Source organism: Mesorhizobium sp. CO1-1-11 (assembly GCF_020164995.1).
GTDB classification, from domain to species: domain Bacteria; phylum Pseudomonadota; class Alphaproteobacteria; order Rhizobiales; family Rhizobiaceae; genus Mesorhizobium; species Mesorhizobium australicum.
In genome coordinates this window covers 163,073-181,985 of sequence record NZ_JAIUHE010000015.1, presented here as the reverse complement: position 1 = coordinate 181,985, position 18,913 = coordinate 163,073, and the positions used below count along the sequence as shown (strand labels likewise).

Genomic DNA, 18,913 nt, shown 5'->3' with positions numbered 1-18,913 from the left:
GGCTGAAAACTATCTTGCCGCTCTCAAACTCGTCGCAGTCCGCCTCTGGTTACGCGATAATGAGTCTACGGCCTAGGGCAACACCGAGACGCGTGCGAGAAGGGTGACCAATTCTGCCTGACGCCTGGTTTCAGTTTTGGCGAACAGTGATGCGAGCTGGGTTCGGATGGTCGTCCGGCTGAGCGCACAACTTTCAGCGATTTCCAACGGGGTGTAGCCCTTTGCCAACCGCACCGCCAGATGTGTCTCGGCTCCGGTCAAACCGAACATTCGCTGCAGGGTTTGAGGGTTGGGCGCCGATTTCGTCTCTCGGTCCAACAGGGCGACGACGATCGTGTTGTCGGCTGCGAAGAGGCCGCGCTCGTTGATGACAACGGGGCGATCTCCGCTGCTGCGGATCACAATCCATGCAAACGATCCGGGGTTGAGGTGGCACGGCACGTTCGCGATCAGGCTTCTGAGCGCTCCCGAAAGGCCGTCGGCGTTGTTCACCTGGCTGCCATAACCGCTGAGAATGACGCGCGCGGTGGCGTTCCACTTGAGGACTTTCCTGGTTTCGCTGAGCACGAGACATCCGTAGCCAAGGCGATCAAGCATACCCGGGAAAGAATGCAGCGGCGGTTGGTCACCTTCGGTGGCGGCAGCAGGCCTTTCAACCTGCCGGTCGGAGCTTTGGGCATGGCGCAAGGGAGACGGCCTGCTGCCAGGCCCCATGGCCGCCATCGCACGTTGCACTTGGAAAACAGTACTTCTCGGCCGTTCGACCAGGTTCATTGTCGTCACCACTTTCCGGTTTCGCTGTCAGATCGGCGCCAGCGCATGGGCTAAGTGTTGGAACTTTCTTCTGATGATTCTGATAGGCTGACATTTCGGCGCGCGAAAGCGAGCAGCAGCACTAGGTCCGATAACCAAAGGCTCTAAGCCGCATTGGCTAAGCCAAAAGTTGTAGGTAGTCAGGATGAGATTGCGGATAGGCGGTCCCGTACTGTCGGACAGGCTACGACAACATCTGGTTTCGTCGGCCGTCCTGCTGGCTACCCTTTTTATCGAGATGAAATCGTCGCTGACAGGTGGTGGCAGTGCGGCCTTTCTGGAATGTGTGCCGGCGATTGTCATCATCGCCTTCCTGGAGGACCGCTGGCCTGCGATGGCTGCCACGTTTGCCATGGTGGCTGTCGGCTTGGCAGTTCGCCTGGCGGCGAACGGTCAGTTGGTCGGAGATGATCTTTCCGGGGCCATTCTCCTCGCCTTGTCCGGCGGGATGATCGCCTTTCTTTTCCATCGTTCAAGGCAGGAGTTGAGGAGCGCGCTCGATGTCGCCGAGACCAGGCTTACCGCCATCGAAACGACCGAAGCGCGATATCGCTGGGCTTTCGAGCGGGCCGCCTTGGGATTTGCGACCGCAAATGACCGTGGCGAGCTGCTGCAGGTCAACATGTGCATGTGCAGTATGTCCGGCTACGCACAGGAAGAGCTCGTCGGCCAGCATATCGAAACGCTCGTTCATCCTGACGAACGCGATCTGTTCGCCAGGCTTGGACGTGGTCTAAGCGCGGAGGCGCCGTCGTTTGGCTTGGAAATGCGCTTGAGAAGGAAGGATGGCACTGTTTTCTGGGCTCGCGTGACGCTCTCTTGGTCTGGTCCGGAGAAACAACTGCCGATGGGCATATTTGTCGTCTTCGAGGATATCACTGAACGCAGGGCTGCAAGCGAAGCGCTCTTGAGCCAAAAGGAATGGCTGGACCTTGCGCTGCTCGCCGGAAGGCTTGGCACATGGCGCGTGGACTACAAGGAGAGAATTGTCTCCGGTTCAGATCAATTTTGGGAAATTCTTGGTTTGCCGCCAGCCGCTTCCCGTCCTCTGGACGAGCTGTCGGCGATCATTCATACGGCGGACTGGCCAAAACTCGGGGCCCATTCAGAATTCATCGCGGCAACCGCCAACTACGACGCAGAGGTTCGGGTTCGGCGGTCGGACGGACAGTTCCGCTGGATTGCCCTGCGCGGCCGTGAGGACATCCGCGATGGCTATCATCAGCGGTTCGGGATCGCGGCTGACCTTACCGAGCGGCGGCAGACGACACTGTTGCGGGCCGCGGTGAGAAGACAGGAGCGGCTTATACTTGAACAGCGGCACCGGCTCAGTAATCTGTTTGCCGTGATCACGGCTGTCGTGAAAATGATCCCTGCTTCAGACCAGGATATTTCCAAGTACAGAGGAGATCTTTTAGAGCGAATTCGGGCGCTCGAATCCACGCACCTGCTGTTGATCAACAATGCAGAGTTATCATCTACGATCCGCGATATTGTCGCACATGCGCTTCGCCCCTACGCGGAGGCACACAGAGCAACGATCACAGGGCCTCATGTCAGAATCGTCGGAGGCGCTGCGGAAAGTTTCGCGATGGTCGTCCACGAACTCACGACAAATTCGGTCAAGCACGGGGTGCTCGGGAACTCCCAAGGCCAGGTGGAGGTAAGGTGGGGCGTCGCACCCGAGGGCTCGGACGGCGACATCGTGTTCGACTGGATCGAACGAGGCGGCCGAAATGCCAAGCCTGTCCTGCGGAAAGGTTTTGGGTCGATTGTCCTTGGCGCCGATGGAACGCCCTTGGTCGGTCACTCTTCGAAACTGGAAATGTCGGCTGGTGGATTGCGATATCAGCTACGCCTATCCCAGGGCGAGATTCAGCCTTAACTTAGATCGTTCCAAGCCATGTCCTCATCAAAACAGCGACCTCGGTGCGGTTTCGGACTCCCAGTTCACGCAAGATTGCGGCGGCATGGATCTTCGTCGTGGCCTCGGCGATGTCGAGATCGCGGGCGATCTCCTTGTTCGAATAACCTTCGGCCATAAGCTTGAGCACGTCCTTTTGCCTTGACGTGAGCCTTCCCAGAGAACCTGGGCTGGCCAAGGCCTGGTGCGAAGCCTCCACGGGAGATCTATGCGTCTGAGGCGCGGCTGCGCCAGAGCTTCGCGACAGGAGGGCTGGTACATAGATGCGGCCTGACAAGATCTCTTTGACAGCCAGCACCACCTCCTCATCCGGCTGCGACTTCACGATGTAGCCGTGGAGGCCAACTGAAAGGGCCAACAAAATTTCCGATCGTGAATCGTTTCCTGACACAATCGCAAACCTGCTTTTGGGATAGGCGGCGAGAACGTCGCCGAGCACTTCCTGGGTGAGCAGCCCGGGCATGTTCAGGTCCAGGATCGCAAGATCAATTGTTTCGTGTTCGGCCAGGAGCCCAACCACGGCATCAAAACAGGTCGCCTCGATTATTTCGGCTCCAGGGATTCCGGCTGTCAGCGCCATGCGCAAGCCACGTCGATAAAGGCCATGATCATCGGCTATGACGATCTTGTACATAGAAACCCCCACGCACAAACAACCCGCACTACCTGGCCGCGCCTTGCAGGAGCGCCGGTACGTCCAGAAAGGTGGACCCCGACGTCCTACAACCCCGTCCTGCTAATTACCGTACGCTAATGTAGCTCGGTTTTAGGAAAATGTTTACCTTCAATCGCAATTCAAGTGGGACCTTGGTCTGTTGCGCGTCTCGACCACGCCCGTCAGGTCCGCGGGATATGTTTCGTCCCCTACGGTTCCGGGATCAGAGAAATTCGCCCGTGCCATTCAAACGCACGACGACAGTATCCCGGTTCGCTCCCTAATCTCTCGCAGGTTCGGACAACTGAAACCCTGCTGCGCGAGGCGGTTCGCCGTCTTGGCTCCGGATGCGGTTTCAGCCGTCAAGGCCAACTCTGGCCATGTGCGTAGGGAGGATCGAATGAAAGCGGTAATTCAATGCGGTGGCATGGGAACGCGCCTTCGGCCATTTACATCGGTTTTGCCCAAGCCGCTGATGCCAATTGGCGCGCGGCCAGTCCTCGAGTTGCTGCTGAAATGGCTGCGGCGTAGCGGAATCGAAGACGTCTACGTCACCACCGGCTATCTCGGGCACCTGATCCGGAGCGTGTGCGGTGACGGCTCGCAGTGGAATCTGAGGATCCGCTACACGCAGGAAATGGAACCGCTCGGAACGATCGGCCCGCTTTCCTTGATCAGAGACGAATTGAATGAGCCGTTCATTGTCTTGAACGGCGATGTGCTGACCGACCTGAGCATCAGCCGGTTTACCGCAGCGCACCGCCTGCACAAAGACTCCGTCACGATAGCGACTTCGCTGCGGCTTACCAAGATGGATTTCGGTGTGATCGACGAGGTTGACAACACCGTCCAGGTGTTCCGCGAGAAGCCTGCGCTGTCGCACCTGGTCAGCATGGGCATCTACTGCATGAACCCGGACGTCCTCGACTTCATCCCATCCGGGATACCGTTTGGGTTCGACGATCTCATGCTGCAGATGCTCCAGGCCGGACGCGTCGTGCATGTCTACAAGCACGAAGGTCTTTGGCTCGACATCGGACGCGTCGAGGACTTCCAGAACGCGCAGACAGTTTCCTGGGAAGAGCAGTCGGCGTCCATCGAAGTGGCCGCCGCGGCAGCGTAACGGCCAGGCGCGAGGATCATCGAGGAGGTGACGATGCTCTTGGTAAGTTCCCCGGTCCTGGGAGTGCCAGAAAAAGCGGCTTTGGCGAAAGTGATCGACAGCGGTTGGCTGACGATGGGTGAACGGGTCCGGGCTTTCGAAGAGGCGTTTGCCTTGATGCACGAGGCAGAGGACTGCGTAGCGGTTAGTTCCTGCACCGCAGCCCTTCATCTTATCCTTCACGGATTGGGGATTGGTCCGGGCGACGAGGTGCTGGTTCCTTCGCTGACCTTCGTGGCTACCGCGAACGCAGTGCTCTATGTCGGCGCCACTCCTGTCTTTGTCGACATAGAATCGGCAGACGTCCCTCTGATGTCGCTCAAAGAAGCAGAAGCACGCTGCAGCCCTCGCACCAGGGCCGTGATCCTGGTTCATTTCGCCGGCTATCTTGCCGACAAGGACGCCTGGCAAGCATTCGCCAGCGCACGCGGGCTCTCGATCATCGAGGATGCGGCACATGCTCCCGGCCTAAAAGCGGTTGGCACCTTTGGTGCGGGCGCCGCCTTCAGCTTCTACGGCAACAAGAACATGACGACGGCGGAGGGCGGGGCCGTAATTGCCCGGGACCCCCAACTGCTGGACAGGATTCGCCAGGCTCGCGCGCACGGCATGACCACCGGAACACGCCAGCGACTGAACAGCCGCACCGCGCATTACGATGTGACCATGCTCGGCTTCAACTACCGAATGGACGAAATGCGGGCCGCGATCGGCTTGGTTCAACTCCAGAACCTGCAGGAGTGGAACGAGATACGGCGCATTCTTGTCGTGTTGTACCGGCGCCTTATCGCGTTGCGTTGCCCGGCAATCACAATACCCTTCGAAGAACCGCGAGCCTCGGCTTACCACATCATGCCGATCCTCTTGCCGCGCTACGTCAATAGGCAGCATGTCGTCGATGAGCTGCGGGCGCAGGACATACAAACCACGGTCCATTACCCGCCCGTTCATCAGATGACCCTCTACCGTGAGCTTTACCCGGGTACCCACCTGCCGCGCACCGAGGATTTCGCGGAACGAGAGTTGACCATTCCGCTGCATCCTCAGATTACCGCGCCCGCGGTTGAAGCCGTGGTGGACGTCCTGGCGACCGCGCTCAACAGCGGCATCCACGCGGGAACCGCCGCATGAACGCGTTTGATCTATCCATACACCCGCCCGTCGTGTCAGGCGTGAGCCATGGTTTTGGCAGACGCGCGATGGATGTCGTGGCCGCATCCTTGGCCGCGATCGTTTTCGCGCCGCTGATGTTGCTGATTGCATTTGCGCTATTTCTCGAGGGCGGACGCCCCGTGCTTTTCCGGCAGCCTCGCATCGGTGCAGGGGGGCGCATGTTTCATATCTATAAGTTCCGCAAATTCGAGGTTCTGTGTGATCCTCAGGGCCCTGCGTTGACCAGCATAGGCGACCGTCGGCTGACGAAGATCGGGCGCATTTTGGCCAGCACCAAACTGGATGAGTTGCCGCAACTCTGGAATGTGCTCAGAGGCGACATGGCCATCGTGGGGCCACGGCCGGAAAGCCTCGCCTTTGCTGACTGCTTCCATGGCGGCTTCGAGGCGGTCCTAAGATATAAACCCGGCTTGGTCGGCCCGACGCAAGTTCTTTTCCGTCACGAAGCCTCTCTCTACCCGGTCTCAGGAGACCTGTCGTCCTTCTACAGGGAGGCGCTGTTTCCGATCAAAGCCAAGTTCGATCTTTCCTATTATCCCCGACGAACCATCGCTTCGGATGTTGTGTGGATGATCCTCGGTTTTCTGGCGGTAATCGGCTGGGTGCCTGTCGGGCTGCTCAGGCGCTGAAGGCTGTTTGTGTGTGCGCGCTCGGCAACCGGAGCGCTTCAGGTGAAAGAAGGAACACCTGGTTATGAGCTACAATGGCAAGAGAGTTCTGGTCACTGGCGCGGATGGGTTCATTGGATCGCATCTGACCGAGGCACTCGTCCGCAACGGTGCCGAGGTGACCGCATTGGCCCTCTATAATTCGTTCGACAGTCATGGATGGCTGGATGATCTGCCAGACGACATCCGAGGTCATCTGAAACTCGTTCGAGGCGATGTACGCGACGGTGCATTCCTGAGCAGGATCGTGCGCGGCCAAGCCGTCGTGTTTCATCTCGCTGCGCTTATCGCGATCCCGTACTCATACGCGGCCGCCCAGTCCTATGTGGAAACCAATATCATGGGGACGCTGAATGTCCTTGAAGCGGCCCGCCAGTGGGAGACGGAACGGATCATTCACACCTCGACCAGTGAGGTTTACGGCACGGCGCTCAGCATGCCGATCAGCGAGTCCCATCCTCTTCAGGGGCAATCGCCATATTCGGCGTCCAAGATCGGCGCCGACATGATGGCGCAGTCCTATGCCAGATCCTTCGACCTGCCCGTCGTGATCCTCCGGCCGTTCAATACATTCGGGCCGCGGCAAAGCGAACGAGCCATAATACCGACGATCATCCGGCAGGCGGTCGATCCAAAATGTGTTTCGATCATGGTGGGCGATACCAGCCCGGTCCGCGACCTGACCTTCGTCGAGGACACAGCGGCTGCCTTCCTGAGTGCGGGTTCAGCCACACTCGAATTCGGCCATGCCTACAATGCTGGAAGCCAGCGTGCCGTGACAATATCGGACGTGCTCGATCTCGTGCTCGAGCTGAGCAACTGCAAGAAGCCCGTCCACCGCGACGAGAGTCGATTGCGGCCGCAAAACTCCGAGGTTCGCGCTCTGTTGGCCGATTCATCACGGCTCGAACGTGAAACCGGATGGACTGCGCAAACGAGTTTGCGCCACGGCTTGGCCAGAACCATCGATTGGTGGCGAGCGCGCCTCGGCGAAGGTCGGGTACGCCGCGAAATGAGCTACATGACATGAGGTTTTACCCATTCCCATTGGCACTGCTCCTGATCGCCTTTGCTGTCCTGCTGCGGGCGGCCGACAGCCAAGGAAACAGCATGTCCACGACGTTCGTCGCGCCAATGCCGATGGATCTCCCAGATTATCTGCATCCCGCGACAGACCCGGCATTCGGCACGAATTTCATGCGCATCACCAAACCGGGCGCACTTGGGGGAGGTGTCGTGTGTGGGACGAAATATTGCAGCCATCGCTATTCGAGCGCTCAAGCCTGGAATGCGGACCAGAGCCTGCTCGTGCTGGCCAATGGCTGCAACGGGCTGTGCTTCCTTAACGGCAAGACATATGCTCCGCTATTCCACCGCGACAAAGGCGGTGAATGCGAATGGCATCCTCGAAACGCAGACGTGATGATCTGCGTTGAGGATCGGAAGATCTCGACATGGGCGCCAAGGACAAACCACGAAGACGTTGTCTTCGTCACGGCTCAATACCACGATCTGCAGTTCGGGCCGTCGAAGGGCAATCCAAGCCGTGACGGCAAACGTATAGCCGTCCGCGCTGTCCGCGCCGATGGAAAAGCGGTGGTGTTCGCCTTCGATCTCGCGGATCGGTTCAAATTCCCGGACATCGATCTCGCTCAGGTTCCTGGAACCACCAGCTCCTGCACCATCTCCCCGCTCGGCACGAACATCCTTTGCTTTCAAAACCTGGCAGACGGCACCGAGCAGAGGGCCATTTTCAGTGTCGATGGCACCTTGCGACAGAGGTGGACGGACCATCATCGCCCCGGCCACGGAGACCTTACGCTCGATGACGACGGCAGCGAGGTCTATGTAGGCATCAGCAAATCCGGCCCCGACAAGTATCACGTAATCAAGCGAAGACTGTCCGATGGGAAGGTGACCTCCCTGACCGGATACGGCGAAGCAGAGCATGCATCGTCGCGGGCTCTGAAGCGGCCCGGCTGGGTCTTCCTGACCTATGGCGGCAACCCTGAGGAGATATCGGCCAATCCAGGCTGGGCACCATATGCACGGGAAGTCATCGCGTTGCGCATCGACGGCAGCGGCGAAGTTCGGCGCATCGTACAGACCCGCAACGCGCCCTTCGACTACTGGAGCGAGACGCATGCGTCACCTTCGCCGGACGGCACACAGGTGATCTGGTCCAGCAATTGGGGCGTGGCCGGTGGACCTGTTTACGACTTCGTCACCCGCGTCGACTGGCCCGAAAACCAGGACAAGAAGGAGATTGTCGCGAATGGTCAACCTTAGCCGATTCTTCCTTGCGACACTTGCGATGCTTTGCGCCCTGCCGATGGCTGCGGCAGCCGATGCCACGATCTATCGAATTTCGCCCGGAGACACCATCGAGATCGCAATCACCTCGCTTCCCGAGCGGACGCAGCGTGCGGTGGTGCAGATGGACGGCACCATCGTCCTCGCCGAGGCAGGCACGGTGCCTGTCGCCGGCCTGACCCCATCCGAACTTCAGACGCGCTTGCAGGCGATCCTGCCGACCAAGATCTACCACATACGCATGCCGGACGGCCGTGAGCAGGTGGCGGTCGTCAGGCCCGGCGACGTGACGGCGATCGTCGCTGAATACCGCCCAATCTACGTGACTGGCGAAGTGCTCGCTCCTGGCCAGCAAGCCTTTCGTCCGCTCATGACGGTTCGGCAGGCGATAGCCGTCGCCGGCGGCTTCAGCCTCTTGCGTGCACGGGCGAACCAGGCTGGGCCGGACCCAACGGACTTGCAGCGCGATTATGAGACGATCTGGGGAGAATACATCAAGGACTATTTCCACAGTGCGCGCATACGTGCCGAACTTCAAAAACAGCCCGATTTCGACATGAAGGCCCCCCAAGGCTTTCCGCTGTCTTCTTCCCTCGCAACCGAAATCGCGCGGGCCGAGGCAGAAGGGCTGAAGCTCTCGCTGGACAACTTCGAGCAGGAGCAGAGCTTTCTGGAGAAGGGCGCCAAGGATGCAGCGACCCAGGTCCAGGCGTTGCTCCAGCGCGAGCAGGACGAAGCCGATGGAGTCAAGGCCGATGAAGAGGATTTGGCGCAGGTGACCAAGCTCTTCAAGGCTGGCAACCTGACCAACAACCGGCTCGCCGATGTCCGGCGCTCGGTGCTTCTGTCCTCGAGCCGTGCGCTTGAAACATCGGTCGAACTCATGAGGGCTCGGCGCCAACAGGATGATCTTGCAAGGCAGATCGAGCGCAATGACAACCAGAGGCGTACGGGTTTGTTGAACGAGTTGCGGGATACACAGGCGCGCCTGGCCGACATCACCGCAAGGCTGCACGCGGTCAGCCAGAAATTGCAGCCGCAGGGAGCATCCGCCTTGCCGCAGCCGATCGGCGGCGAAACCGTGCGGGCCCAGGTGACGATCATCCGCTCCGTCGATGCGCAATGGCGCAAGCAGCCGGCCGACCAGGATACCGCGGTGGCGCCGGGTGATACGATCGAGGTCAGATTCAGCAGCGCGCTCGAAAGCGCGGCGGTGCAATAGACAATCCCTGCCGGTGTCGCCGGCAGCGGCAATATCTTCGATGTCGTTGCGAGAACGGTCGTGAGCGAAGAGATCAGCGTCGTCGGCGCTTACAACAAAGGCAGCATCATCTTCATGGGAATGGAGATCCTGGTTGCGCCCGGTGCGCTAGTGCCGCGGCCGGAAACAGAGCTGCTCGGCTCCATTGCCGTGGATGTTCTGCGCGCAATGGATCTGCCGGCGCCGCGTGTCGTCGACATGTGCTGTGGCGCCGGCAACCTGGCCTGCGCGATCGCTAGCCATATCCAATCCGCCCGAGTTTGGGCCTGCGATCTTACCGACGGCTGTATCGACGCGGCGCGGCGAAATGTCGTTCATCATGGCCTGACCGACCGGATTTCAGTGCACCAGGGTGATTTGTTCGAAGGAGTGTCCAGACTGGAACTCGACGGCACGCTTGATGCCATCGTCTGCAATCCCCCCTACATTTCGGAGAAGCGGCTCGAGGGTGACCGCCGCCATCTGGTCGTGCTCGAGCCGCGAGAGGCATTCGCGGCCGGTCCCTATGGGCTCAGCATTCATATGCGGGTCGTCAAGGACGCGCTGCGCTACCTCCGACCAGGCGGCGTCCTGCTGTTCGAGGTGGGGCTTGGTCAGGACCGCCAGGTCATAAGTCTTCTGGAGCGCAGCAAGGGCTACGCGCAGATACGCACCTTCGCCAACCATGCCGGTGAAGTGCGGGTGGTCCTGGCAGAGGCCAGGCGGCAGGCATGATTGCGTTCGGCCGGTACTGGGCTGACCGTCCAGATCATTGCTTCTTGCGCCAGATCATTTCTTCTTGCGAACGATGAACCGCGCGATTCCTTGAATCGAATCGAGGTTTTCCGGCAGGAGTTCACTGTCTTCCACTGTGATGCCGAAAGTCTCTTCGATGAACCCGATCACCTCGAGCACTCCGGTCGAGTCGACGATCCCCTGATCGAGCAATGATGCGGTGAGGGATAGCGCCTTGACGTCCGCGATGTAGAAATTCGAGGCCAGGAAGCTGCGGATCTGGTTGATATGAATGTCGTCGCTTTCCGCGGCCGATATCATGGAATCCATCTAATCCATCCTCCGTTGCAAAGGCGACTTGCGATCGCGCTTCTGAAACAATCTACGACAGGGCCGCTTTCTTGAGTTTTCCGGTATCGGTCATCGGCAGGCTGGGCACGATGACGATGGTCTTTGGCACCATGAAATTCTCCAGCCGTTTCCGGCACTCCATCAGGAGCTGCCTTTCGCCGACAATTCTTCCCTGCTCGATGACGACGAATGCTTTGACCGCTTGCCCGAGGAGGTCGTCGGGGACACCGATAACTGCGGCTTCCTTCACCCCAGGGACGTCCATAAGCACGCTTTCCACCTCTTTGGGAGCGACCTTTTCGCCTCGTGATTTTATGATCTCGTCACCACGGCCGACGAAGTACAAATAGCCTTCAGCGTCCATCCGGCAGTAGTCGCCCGTGTAGAGGACCTGCTCGCCCGGCAGCGGCCCCGGCTTCAGCTTCCTTGCCGTGGCCTCTGGCTTGCCCCAATAGCCTTTCATCACCGTTGCGCCGCGGACTACAAGTTGGCCAACGACGCCCGGACCGACCCGCCTGCCACTCTCGTCGACGATCCACACTTCTGTGTTGGGAATGGCAATGCCTACGCTGAGGGGCTTTCGCCCGAGATCGTCGGGCGGCAGATAGCTGCAGCGTTTGCATTCGGTGAGGCCGTACATGGAATAGATGCGTGCGCCCGAAAACAGCTCCCTGAGCATGGCAATCTGCTTGAGCGGCAGGGCGGCCGCCGTATTGGTGACATAGCGGATGCTCGCGAAATCGTTGCTCTTCAGCGATCTGAGCTCCGCAAGCGCCGCGAAGATCGTGGGCACGCCCGGAAAGCCTGTGATCTGCTCGTCCTTGATCACCTGAAGGATCTGCGCCGGAAAAGCGAAGGAGCGTTCGAGGACGAGCCGTGCGCCGGTGCGAATGGCCATGATCATTTGATAGAGCCCGTAGTCGAAGGCGAGGGGCAGGACGTTTAGGATCACCTCATCTTCACGCAGTTCCAGGTAGGAGGCGATCGATGCGCACGCGGCAGTCATGTTGCCGTGCGTCAACATGACCCCCTTGGGTTCCCCGGTGGATCCGGAGGTGTAGACGATGGCGGCGAGATCGATGTCGATCGATTTGCGCGGCGGCGCAACAGAGGGTCTTTCGACGATCGTGTCCCAGCGCACGGCGTGCGGCAATCGGTTGAACTCGGCCTCGTCGACCGGCCCAGAGACAACCACCGCCCGCAGCGAGTGACAGTCGCGCGACGGCTGGGAGAATATCGAGTGCAGATGGCTGTCCGTGATCAGCGCCGCTGGCAGGCAATCGTTGAGCAGGTAATGAAGCTTCTCGCTTTTCGTAAGCGGGTTGACGATGCAGACCACGGCGTTCGCCTTGAGGACCGCCCAGAAGCTGACGACGGTTTCGACCGTATTGTCGGCGAAGATCATGACGCGGTCGCCGCGCTCGACGCCGGCCGCGGCCAGGAAATGCGCGATCCTGTCGGAGCGCTCATCGATCTCCGCGTAGGTGACGCGTTGCTTGCCGGCCACCAACGCGACCTTGCCGCCAAGCCGGCCGGCGGAATGGATGAGGTAGTCCTGCAGGAGTGGTACGGCGCCGTGGATCATGCCAGGACCCTTTCCCGCTGTTCGTGATCAACGTCGATCCTGAGCTCGGCTTTGTCCGCTCCGCGTGGGCGGCTCGCGATGAACTGCTGATGCAGAAGCTGGGTCGACAACACGCCGACCAGTGCCATGTTGTCGGAGTTGGAGAGATCGCCGTCGCCGGCCTTGGACCGGCACTTTCCAAGCAGGAAAGCCACCGATTTCGGATCGAAGACATTTGCCGCGCGCAATGCCGTGTCCGACAGTGCTTCGCGAATGTAATCTGGTGCATCATGACCAACGAAACTAAGCGCGTTTGGCGCCCTGTAGGGCTGCTTCGTGCGGGCAACGACTTGCGGTGGCACGATCGGCTGCGCCACTCGCTTGAGCACGTGCTTTTCGTCGAGGACGCGCAGCTTGTAAGCATCCGGAAGCGAATTCGCGAGCGCCACGACATCGTCGTCGAGATAGGGGAAGCGCCCCTCGACCGAGTGTGCCATCAGCATCCTGTCGCCCTGCGAGGAGAGCAGGTAGCCCGACATCAGCGTTCGGATTTCGAGATACTGGTCCTGGGCAAGGAAGCTCCATCGCGAAAATTCGGCGGGGAGAGGGGCGAGCAGTTCGGAGACCGCATTGCGGTGCTGCGAGGCGCCGCGCATGTCGGGGCAGAATAGGCGCTTGATGGCGCTTGTGGTGCGCCAGCGCGTGTCATGTGCAAAGCCGGGCCTGTCGCAGGCATGAAGATCGCGCCCGAAGAACTGTCGCGCCATGGCCTGTTGGTGCACCGGTGAGCGCGACAGATAGGGGTAGAGACGCTCGAGCAGTCGCGCACGCCGGCTCGAAGCAGGTTGACGCCCCCAGAAGCGGCGAACCTTGCCTTCGCGGAAAAGGTCGTAGCCGGCGAACATCTCGTCGGCGCCTTCCCCTGTCAGCACAACCTTGATGCCGCGCTCGCGGACCAACTTGGACAGAAGGAAGAGCGGTGCCGGGGCCGTCCTCAGGATTGGCCGCTCGGTATGGTAGACGACCTCGGGAAAAACCGCTGCAATGTCGCGGCGGGAAATCACCACCTCGTGGTGCTCGCTCGCGGTCGCGGCGGCAACCAGGCGCTGGAAATAGGTCTCGTCGTATTCCTCGTCGGCAAAACGCAAGGAGAATGTCTGGAAGCGCTCCCCCGCGAAACGTCTCCCAAGCGCCGCGACAAGTGAGCTGTCGAGCCCACCGGACAAATAGCAACCCACCGGCACGTCGGCCTGCACCATCCGCAGCGCCGTCGCGGCTTCGAGCGCACCGCGGATCGCCTCGACGGCATCGTCGCACGAGCCGGTGAACCATTCAGGCTCGGAACCGGAAATTCGCGGATAATGCGGCTCCCAGAAAGCCGTCTCCCGGGCCACGCCACCCTCATAGAGCCGGATATGTCCAGGCTGCAGTTCCTTGACGCCTTCGAAGACGCTCTGCGGCGGGATCACCGTCCAGAATGTAAACGTCTGATCGATTCCTGTCGGATCAAAGGCGCGAGGAATCGCTGTTTCCGCAGCGAAAATGGCTTTGACTTCGCTTGCAAAGAAGACGCGGCCGCCGTGCTCGCAATAATACAGCGGGCAGATGCCGTAGCGGTCACGCGACAGGATCAGGCGGCCGGCAGCAGAGTCCCATATCGCGACTGCCCATTGACCATTCATCCGCCCAAAGGCGGCCTGGCCCCAGGCCTGGTAAGCATGGAGCACGACTTCCGTGTCGCTATGCGTGCGGAAGCGGTGACCAAGCGCGATCAACTTGTCGCGCAATTCGACGTAGTTGAAGATTTCACCGTTGAAGACGATCCATGTCAGGCCGCTCACGTCGGCGAGTGGCTGCTGGCCGTGCAGCAGGTCGACCACGGACAGGCGGGCATGCGCCAAACCCGCACGTCGGTCGCGGTACAGCCCCCGCTCGTCGGGTCCGCGGTGTGCGAGCGCGCCCACCATACGCAACAGCGCTTCCCGCGAAGGAGGTGGGGCAGTGGCGCTCAGCGCGACAATTCCGGCGATCCCGCACATCCGTCAGTCCACCGTCATTGGCACCGAAGGCAAAGGCTGGGCGTGCAGATAGCGCGCCGCTCGACGCTTGGCTTCGATATCCTTGAAGACCTTCTGGACCTCGTCTGGTGACAACCCGGCAACATCAGCGACTTCATCGGCGCAGATGCCATGGTTCACGCCGTAGAGGCATAGGTCCGTCTGATGATAGGGCAGGGCGAAGTAGAACTCCTCCTGGCTCTGCGCCATGGAGAAGGTGTCGGTCGTCGGCGGCCTGCGCCGGATCTCCCCGTCCACACCGAGATATTCCGCCAGTTGATAGACCTGCGTCTTGTAGAGGTGGACGATCGGCATCAGGTCAGCGATTCCGTCGCCTTGCTTGACGAAAAAACCCTGATCATATTCGAGCCGGTTAGGCGTGCCCGCCACCGCATAGCCGAGACGGTCCGCGTGATAGTACTCAGTCATCTTGCGAATGCGCTGCTTGTAATTGGTCGCGGCCACTATCTGCAGATAGGCCGCTCCTGACAGGCGCACGGTATCGATCTTCCCCTGGGGATCCTGAACGGTGAGACGGGTGATATTGAGGCCTTTGCTCTCCAGCACCGAGGTCAGCACCAGCTTGCATTTCCACCCTTCGCCGTAGTCCGGAACAACGGTGCGAATGGCCTCTATCTGCCGGCTATAGGCACCGATGGCGTCGAGCGCCGGCGCAATGTCCTCGGCGATGGTGTCGATGCCCAGCTGACCGGCGATAACGCGCCCCAGCCTCAGCGAGTCCCCGGACGAGTCACGCTCCGGCATGAAGATCCCGAGCACCCTGTCCTTGCCGAAGGCAGCCACGCACAACGACGCGACCACCGAACTGTCGATGCCGCCTGAGAGCCCGACCACCACTCCGCGCCGGCGGAGCGTGACCAATACCTGCTCGCGCACGGATGCTACGATGCGGTCGACCTCCGCGGCCGCATCCAGTGCCAGAACATCCTTGCCGAACCGCGAAGTCACGCGAAGCTGCCTTTCATGGTTGAAGACTCGGCCGGCGAATAAGTGCGAGCGACCGCCTCCTCGATCAGCGGACGATTGACGCCGATGTGAGGCTCGACGACCAGATCAATGTGGTTGCCGGCAATCGGGATGACCTGCAGGTCCGCGAAAACCCGATCCCATCCGATCGCAAGAGGCATTCCCGGTCGCGCGCAACGGAACAGCGTTCCGGTGATCGGGAGCACCGTTCTTGGCTGCTCCAACCAACGGAAGAAGGCCTGCGCACGCAAGACTTCCTGCAGCTCCAGCTTGATGCGGAAGCTGGTTGCGTTGAATTGTCCTCGGGAAAAGTGGTCGATGGCTTGGGCAAGACGAGCTTCCTGGCCGAGCTTGACCGTGAGCTTCGCCAAAACACGGCAGGCCATTCGATAGGGTGACATGCGGTTGGACCGGACCCGACGCAAGGTGCGGGTGATTGTCTCCCACGGACGGCTCCGCTCGCCAGCCAGGCTGGTGTCGAGGATACCGACAAACTTGACGGACCTTCCCTCCTTCAGCAGGCGCACGGCAACTTCGAATGCGACGGCTCCGCCGAGCGAGTGGCCGAGTAGCCTTACATGGCCTGACGGCTGGATGCGGTTGATCTGTTCAAGCGCGGCGTCCACCATGGCGGCAAGATCGTTCTGGCCGCTGAGAATGGTCGCGAGGCTGGGATATCTTATCGGACGGACCGTTGCGACTTTGCCCATGGCTGAGGCGAAGGCTGCAAGACTAGGCCCATAGCCCACGGAGCCGGGAAACAGAAAGAGAAAAGGCCGATCATGCTCCAGCACATGATCGGGCGCATTGCCGGCTTGTGCGGACGCGACCGCGCTGACCATCGCTTCGGCGCTCATCCCTACGGTAAATGCCTCAAGATCCAGTTCCTGGCCGATTTCGTTCTCGATCTCCATGACGCAGTGGAGCAGCTTCAGCGAGTCCCCTCCCGCTTCATCCCATCGCCCGACGGCTGCCCGCGTGTTGAGGACCCTGGTCCAGGCATTCTGCACTGCTTGATGGGCCTTGAGGTCGCTGCCTGAAATCGGTGGATCGGCAACTTGGGTAGGCTTCTTGGCCAGAAGATCCATTTTCCCGAGTTTCGCCACATCTATTTTTCCGCCCGCCAGGCGCGGAATGTCCTCTACCCTGTGGAGCCGAAGCGGCCGCAGTGGCGGCGGTAGCGTCTTTGCAAGCAGCTGGCGAAGGTCGTCGGCGAAGGCCGGACCGGCGGAATTCCTGGGGATCGCGAAAGCGACCAGTTCGTTGGCCTCGGTCACGATCGTCACCGCATCCTCGACTGACGAGGCGGAGCGCAGGATCCTCTCGACTTCGGCCGGCTCGATGCGCCGACCGTTGATCTTTATCTGCCGCCCCTTGCGGCCGACGATCCTCAGCAGGCCCCGATTGTCCAATTGGACGAGATCGCCGGTCGCGAATATCCGTTGACTTGGATCATCGGGATCCGCCTCGGCGGGGATGACGGTGCCGTTTTCCCAGTGGCCGAGCAAGACGTAGGGGCTCTTGATGACGAGTTCCCCGCTTCCGCCCCGCGGTACGCTGTCACCGTCCTCGTTGACGATCGCAAAAGCTATTCCTGGCAAGAGCCGGCCGACCGGCACGGACGTTTGGTTCTTTGGTTGAACGCGAGGCAGAAACCATTGTGACCCGGTCGTCTCGGTTGACGAGTAGCCGATCTGTACGAGGCAATGAGCAGGAATCGCCTTTCGCAAAAGGGCAATGTCGGTCCAAAGCACTTTCTCGCCGCCGACGCGGACCACCCTGAGCGACCCGAAGGCATCGGCGGGGGCATTGGCCATGAGGGCGCGAAGCAGCGCGGGCACGAGGTAAGTAAGCGTCGCGCCAACCTGCTGCATTCGCTCGCGAACCGCACGCAGGCCGATCGCTTCCACGTCGACCATATGCAAAGTGGCGCCGCACAGGACCGAAGTCAGGATTTCTCGACATCCGGCTATGGTGGCCGGCCCGGTCAAGGGGAGGAAGACATCGTCGGAATTGATGTGACACGCATCGGCATATTGGTGCACCCGCCAGAGCAGGCTGCGCTGGCTGTTGACTATGCCCTTTGGAGATCCGGTGCTGCCAGACGTGTAAAGAACCATCGCCGGTGCATCGACGGATACGGCAGGCAATTGCGTCGATGACAGCGGCGCCGTCGACGCGGGGCTGGCAGTCACATCGATCCACCGGATGTCCTTGGGTAAACCTGCATGCCGGTTTCCAACGCCAAGAATGGCGCGGAGCCGCGCGACGCCCACGATCTCGTTGACACGGGCGATTGGGTCCCGGGCGTTGAGCGGGACCGAAATCCTTCCCGCCGCCATGCTCGCCAGGACAGCAACGATGTACCAGACGGAGTTTGGTTGATAAATTCCGATCGGCTGCCCCTCGGGAACGACGGCAGCGATCCGGCGGGACAGGACTTCGACGGCAGTTGCAAGCTCGAAGTACGACAGTTGATTCACGCCGTCATGCACAGCGGCTTTTTCGGAAAATTGGGCCGCGACTTTCTTGAGCTGATCGGCAATCCCGACATCCGCAAATGCCGGGCCCAACTTCTGATGAAGGCGCAGCGCCGGGCCACCTTGATCCAGGGCGTAGGCCGGGACGTCTATCCATCTGCGGGAGGGCCGAGAATCCTGGTGACGGTCCTGATCCGCTGCTGGTGCATTCAAATACGCCGGGAGCATGGCTTGCCTGGGTTTGCGGTTGATACCCGGTTATGAGCTTGCAAGAGGGGGAATTCATCGATCATTCTGATGATGAACAAGGCACGGAAAGAGATTAGGCGTCGGGTTTCCTTGCCACGGGCGCGTATTGCGAAGCGAATGAACGGAGAGCAGCGTTGGAACCGATCCGCTGTTGATCTGTTGTTTACCCAGCGTGGAGATGTCCCCTCAACTCCTAGCCGATCGCCCGCTGCACTCCCCCGAGGCAGTGGGCTTTCTTTTTCAATTGGAAATCGCGGGCTCTCGCGAACAAGCCTGTCAGGCGAGATGAGCCGCTGCTGTAAATAGGCTTTTCAGGATTTAGCGTCTTCCCGAGAGACCTGGAGGCTTCCGTCAGGTGCTGTCCTTGTATGACTTCGCCGCCTCATCGATCTTGCGCCAATCGTTGCCGTGGCGACGTACCAGCTCCCTTGCCTGAGCGGGCGACAGGTCATGCGTTTCGACGACATGCCGGACCTCCGCGTCCTCGCCCTTCAAGGGACGTGTACGACGCCTCTTGGTCGGTTGATCCCCCATTTCTCCAT

General features: G+C 60.4%; 16 protein-coding genes. 8 read left to right on the top strand and 8 right to left on the bottom strand.

Annotation, left to right across the window (positions count from 1 at the left end; genetic code table 11):
- Positions 1 to 72: 72 nt before the first annotated feature.
- Complete coding sequence (locus tag LB554_RS19370; protein WP_224586269.1) at positions 73 to 774, bottom strand: helix-turn-helix transcriptional regulator; 702 nt, start codon at positions 772 to 774, stop codon at positions 73 to 75.
- A gap of 184 nt (positions 775 to 958) precedes the next feature.
- Between LB554_RS19370 and LB554_RS19365 the strand changes: the two genes are divergently transcribed.
- Positions 959 to 2,698 carry a PAS domain S-box protein gene (locus tag LB554_RS19365; protein WP_224586267.1) on the top strand — a complete coding sequence of 580 codons (1,740 nt, stop codon included), beginning with the start codon at positions 959 to 961 and terminating at the stop codon, positions 2,696 to 2,698.
- Position 2,699: 1 nt separating this feature from the next.
- Here the strand turns inward: LB554_RS19365 and LB554_RS19360 are convergent, their stop codons facing one another.
- Entirely contained in the window at positions 2,700 to 3,371 is a 672-nt protein-coding gene (locus LB554_RS19360) for a LuxR C-terminal-related transcriptional regulator (RefSeq protein ID WP_015316391.1), read from the bottom strand.
- A 421-nt stretch (positions 3,372 to 3,792) separates the two neighbouring features.
- Here LB554_RS19360 and LB554_RS19355 point away from each other — a divergent pair, with 421 nt between their 5' ends.
- The 7 genes from LB554_RS19355 to LB554_RS19325 all read left to right on the top strand — a co-directional run bounded on the left by LB554_RS19355 (position 3,793) and on the right by LB554_RS19325 (position 10,683).
- Positions 3,793 to 4,515, top strand: coding sequence for an NDP-sugar synthase (locus LB554_RS19355; RefSeq protein WP_015316392.1), 723 nt, complete (start codon positions 3,793 to 3,795; stop codon positions 4,513 to 4,515).
- Between the two features lie 33 nt (positions 4,516 to 4,548).
- Positions 4,549 to 5,685 carry a DegT/DnrJ/EryC1/StrS family aminotransferase gene (locus tag LB554_RS19350; RefSeq protein WP_015316393.1) on the top strand — a complete coding sequence of 379 codons (1,137 nt, stop codon included), beginning with the start codon at positions 4,549 to 4,551 and terminating at the stop codon, positions 5,683 to 5,685.
- Positions 5,682 to 6,356 (top strand): sugar transferase, encoded by a 675-nt coding sequence (locus LB554_RS19345; RefSeq protein ID WP_140614635.1) that lies wholly within the window; start codon positions 5,682 to 5,684, stop codon positions 6,354 to 6,356. Before LB554_RS19350 ends, LB554_RS19345 begins: the two co-directional genes overlap by 4 nt.
- Positions 6,357 to 6,420: 64 nt before the next feature.
- Entirely contained in the window at positions 6,421 to 7,425 is a 1,005-nt protein-coding gene (locus LB554_RS19340; protein WP_224586264.1) for an SDR family NAD(P)-dependent oxidoreductase, read from the top strand.
- Positions 7,422 to 8,684 carry a hypothetical protein gene (locus tag LB554_RS19335; protein ID WP_224586262.1) on the top strand — a complete coding sequence of 421 codons (1,263 nt, stop codon included), beginning with the start codon at positions 7,422 to 7,424 and terminating at the stop codon, positions 8,682 to 8,684. The genes LB554_RS19340 and LB554_RS19335 overlap by 4 nt, the downstream gene beginning before the upstream one ends.
- Entirely contained in the window at positions 8,671 to 9,930 is a 1,260-nt protein-coding gene (locus tag LB554_RS19330) for a polysaccharide biosynthesis/export family protein (protein WP_224586260.1), read from the top strand. Before LB554_RS19335 ends, LB554_RS19330 begins: the two co-directional genes overlap by 14 nt.
- A gap of 60 nt (positions 9,931 to 9,990) precedes the next feature.
- Positions 9,991 to 10,683, top strand: a complete 693-nt coding sequence (locus LB554_RS19325; RefSeq protein ID WP_224586258.1) for a N5-glutamine methyltransferase family protein — start codon at positions 9,991 to 9,993, stop codon at positions 10,681 to 10,683.
- Positions 10,684 to 10,737: 54 nt separating this feature from the next.
- Here LB554_RS19325 and LB554_RS19320 read toward each other — a convergent pair whose 3' ends face one another.
- The 6 genes from LB554_RS19320 to LB554_RS19295 form a co-directional block, all read right to left on the bottom strand.
- Positions 10,738 to 11,013 (bottom strand): acyl carrier protein, encoded by a 276-nt coding sequence (locus LB554_RS19320; RefSeq protein WP_015316399.1) that lies wholly within the window; start codon positions 11,011 to 11,013, stop codon positions 10,738 to 10,740.
- 52 nt (positions 11,014 to 11,065) lie between these two features.
- Positions 11,066 to 12,619, bottom strand: coding sequence for a class I adenylate-forming enzyme family protein (locus LB554_RS19315; RefSeq protein ID WP_224586256.1), 1,554 nt, complete (start codon positions 12,617 to 12,619; stop codon positions 11,066 to 11,068).
- Complete coding sequence (gene asnB / locus LB554_RS19310; RefSeq protein ID WP_224586254.1) at positions 12,616 to 14,637, bottom strand: asparagine synthase (glutamine-hydrolyzing); 2,022 nt, start codon at positions 14,635 to 14,637, stop codon at positions 12,616 to 12,618. Before asnB ends, LB554_RS19315 begins: the two co-directional genes overlap by 4 nt.
- A gap of 3 nt (positions 14,638 to 14,640) precedes the next feature.
- Positions 14,641 to 15,624 (bottom strand): NAD(+) synthase, encoded by a 984-nt coding sequence (nadE, locus tag LB554_RS19305; protein ID WP_015316402.1) that lies wholly within the window; start codon positions 15,622 to 15,624, stop codon positions 14,641 to 14,643.
- Positions 15,621 to 18,350 (bottom strand): non-ribosomal peptide synthetase, encoded by a 2,730-nt coding sequence (locus LB554_RS19300; RefSeq protein WP_224586252.1) that lies wholly within the window; start codon positions 18,348 to 18,350, stop codon positions 15,621 to 15,623. Before LB554_RS19300 ends, nadE begins: the two co-directional genes overlap by 4 nt.
- Positions 18,351 to 18,722: 372 nt before the next feature.
- A complete protein-coding gene (locus tag LB554_RS19295) occupies positions 18,723 to 18,866 on the bottom strand; it encodes a hypothetical protein (protein WP_167331116.1) in 144 nt (47 codons plus the stop codon).
- Positions 18,867 to 18,913: the final 47 nt, after the last annotated feature.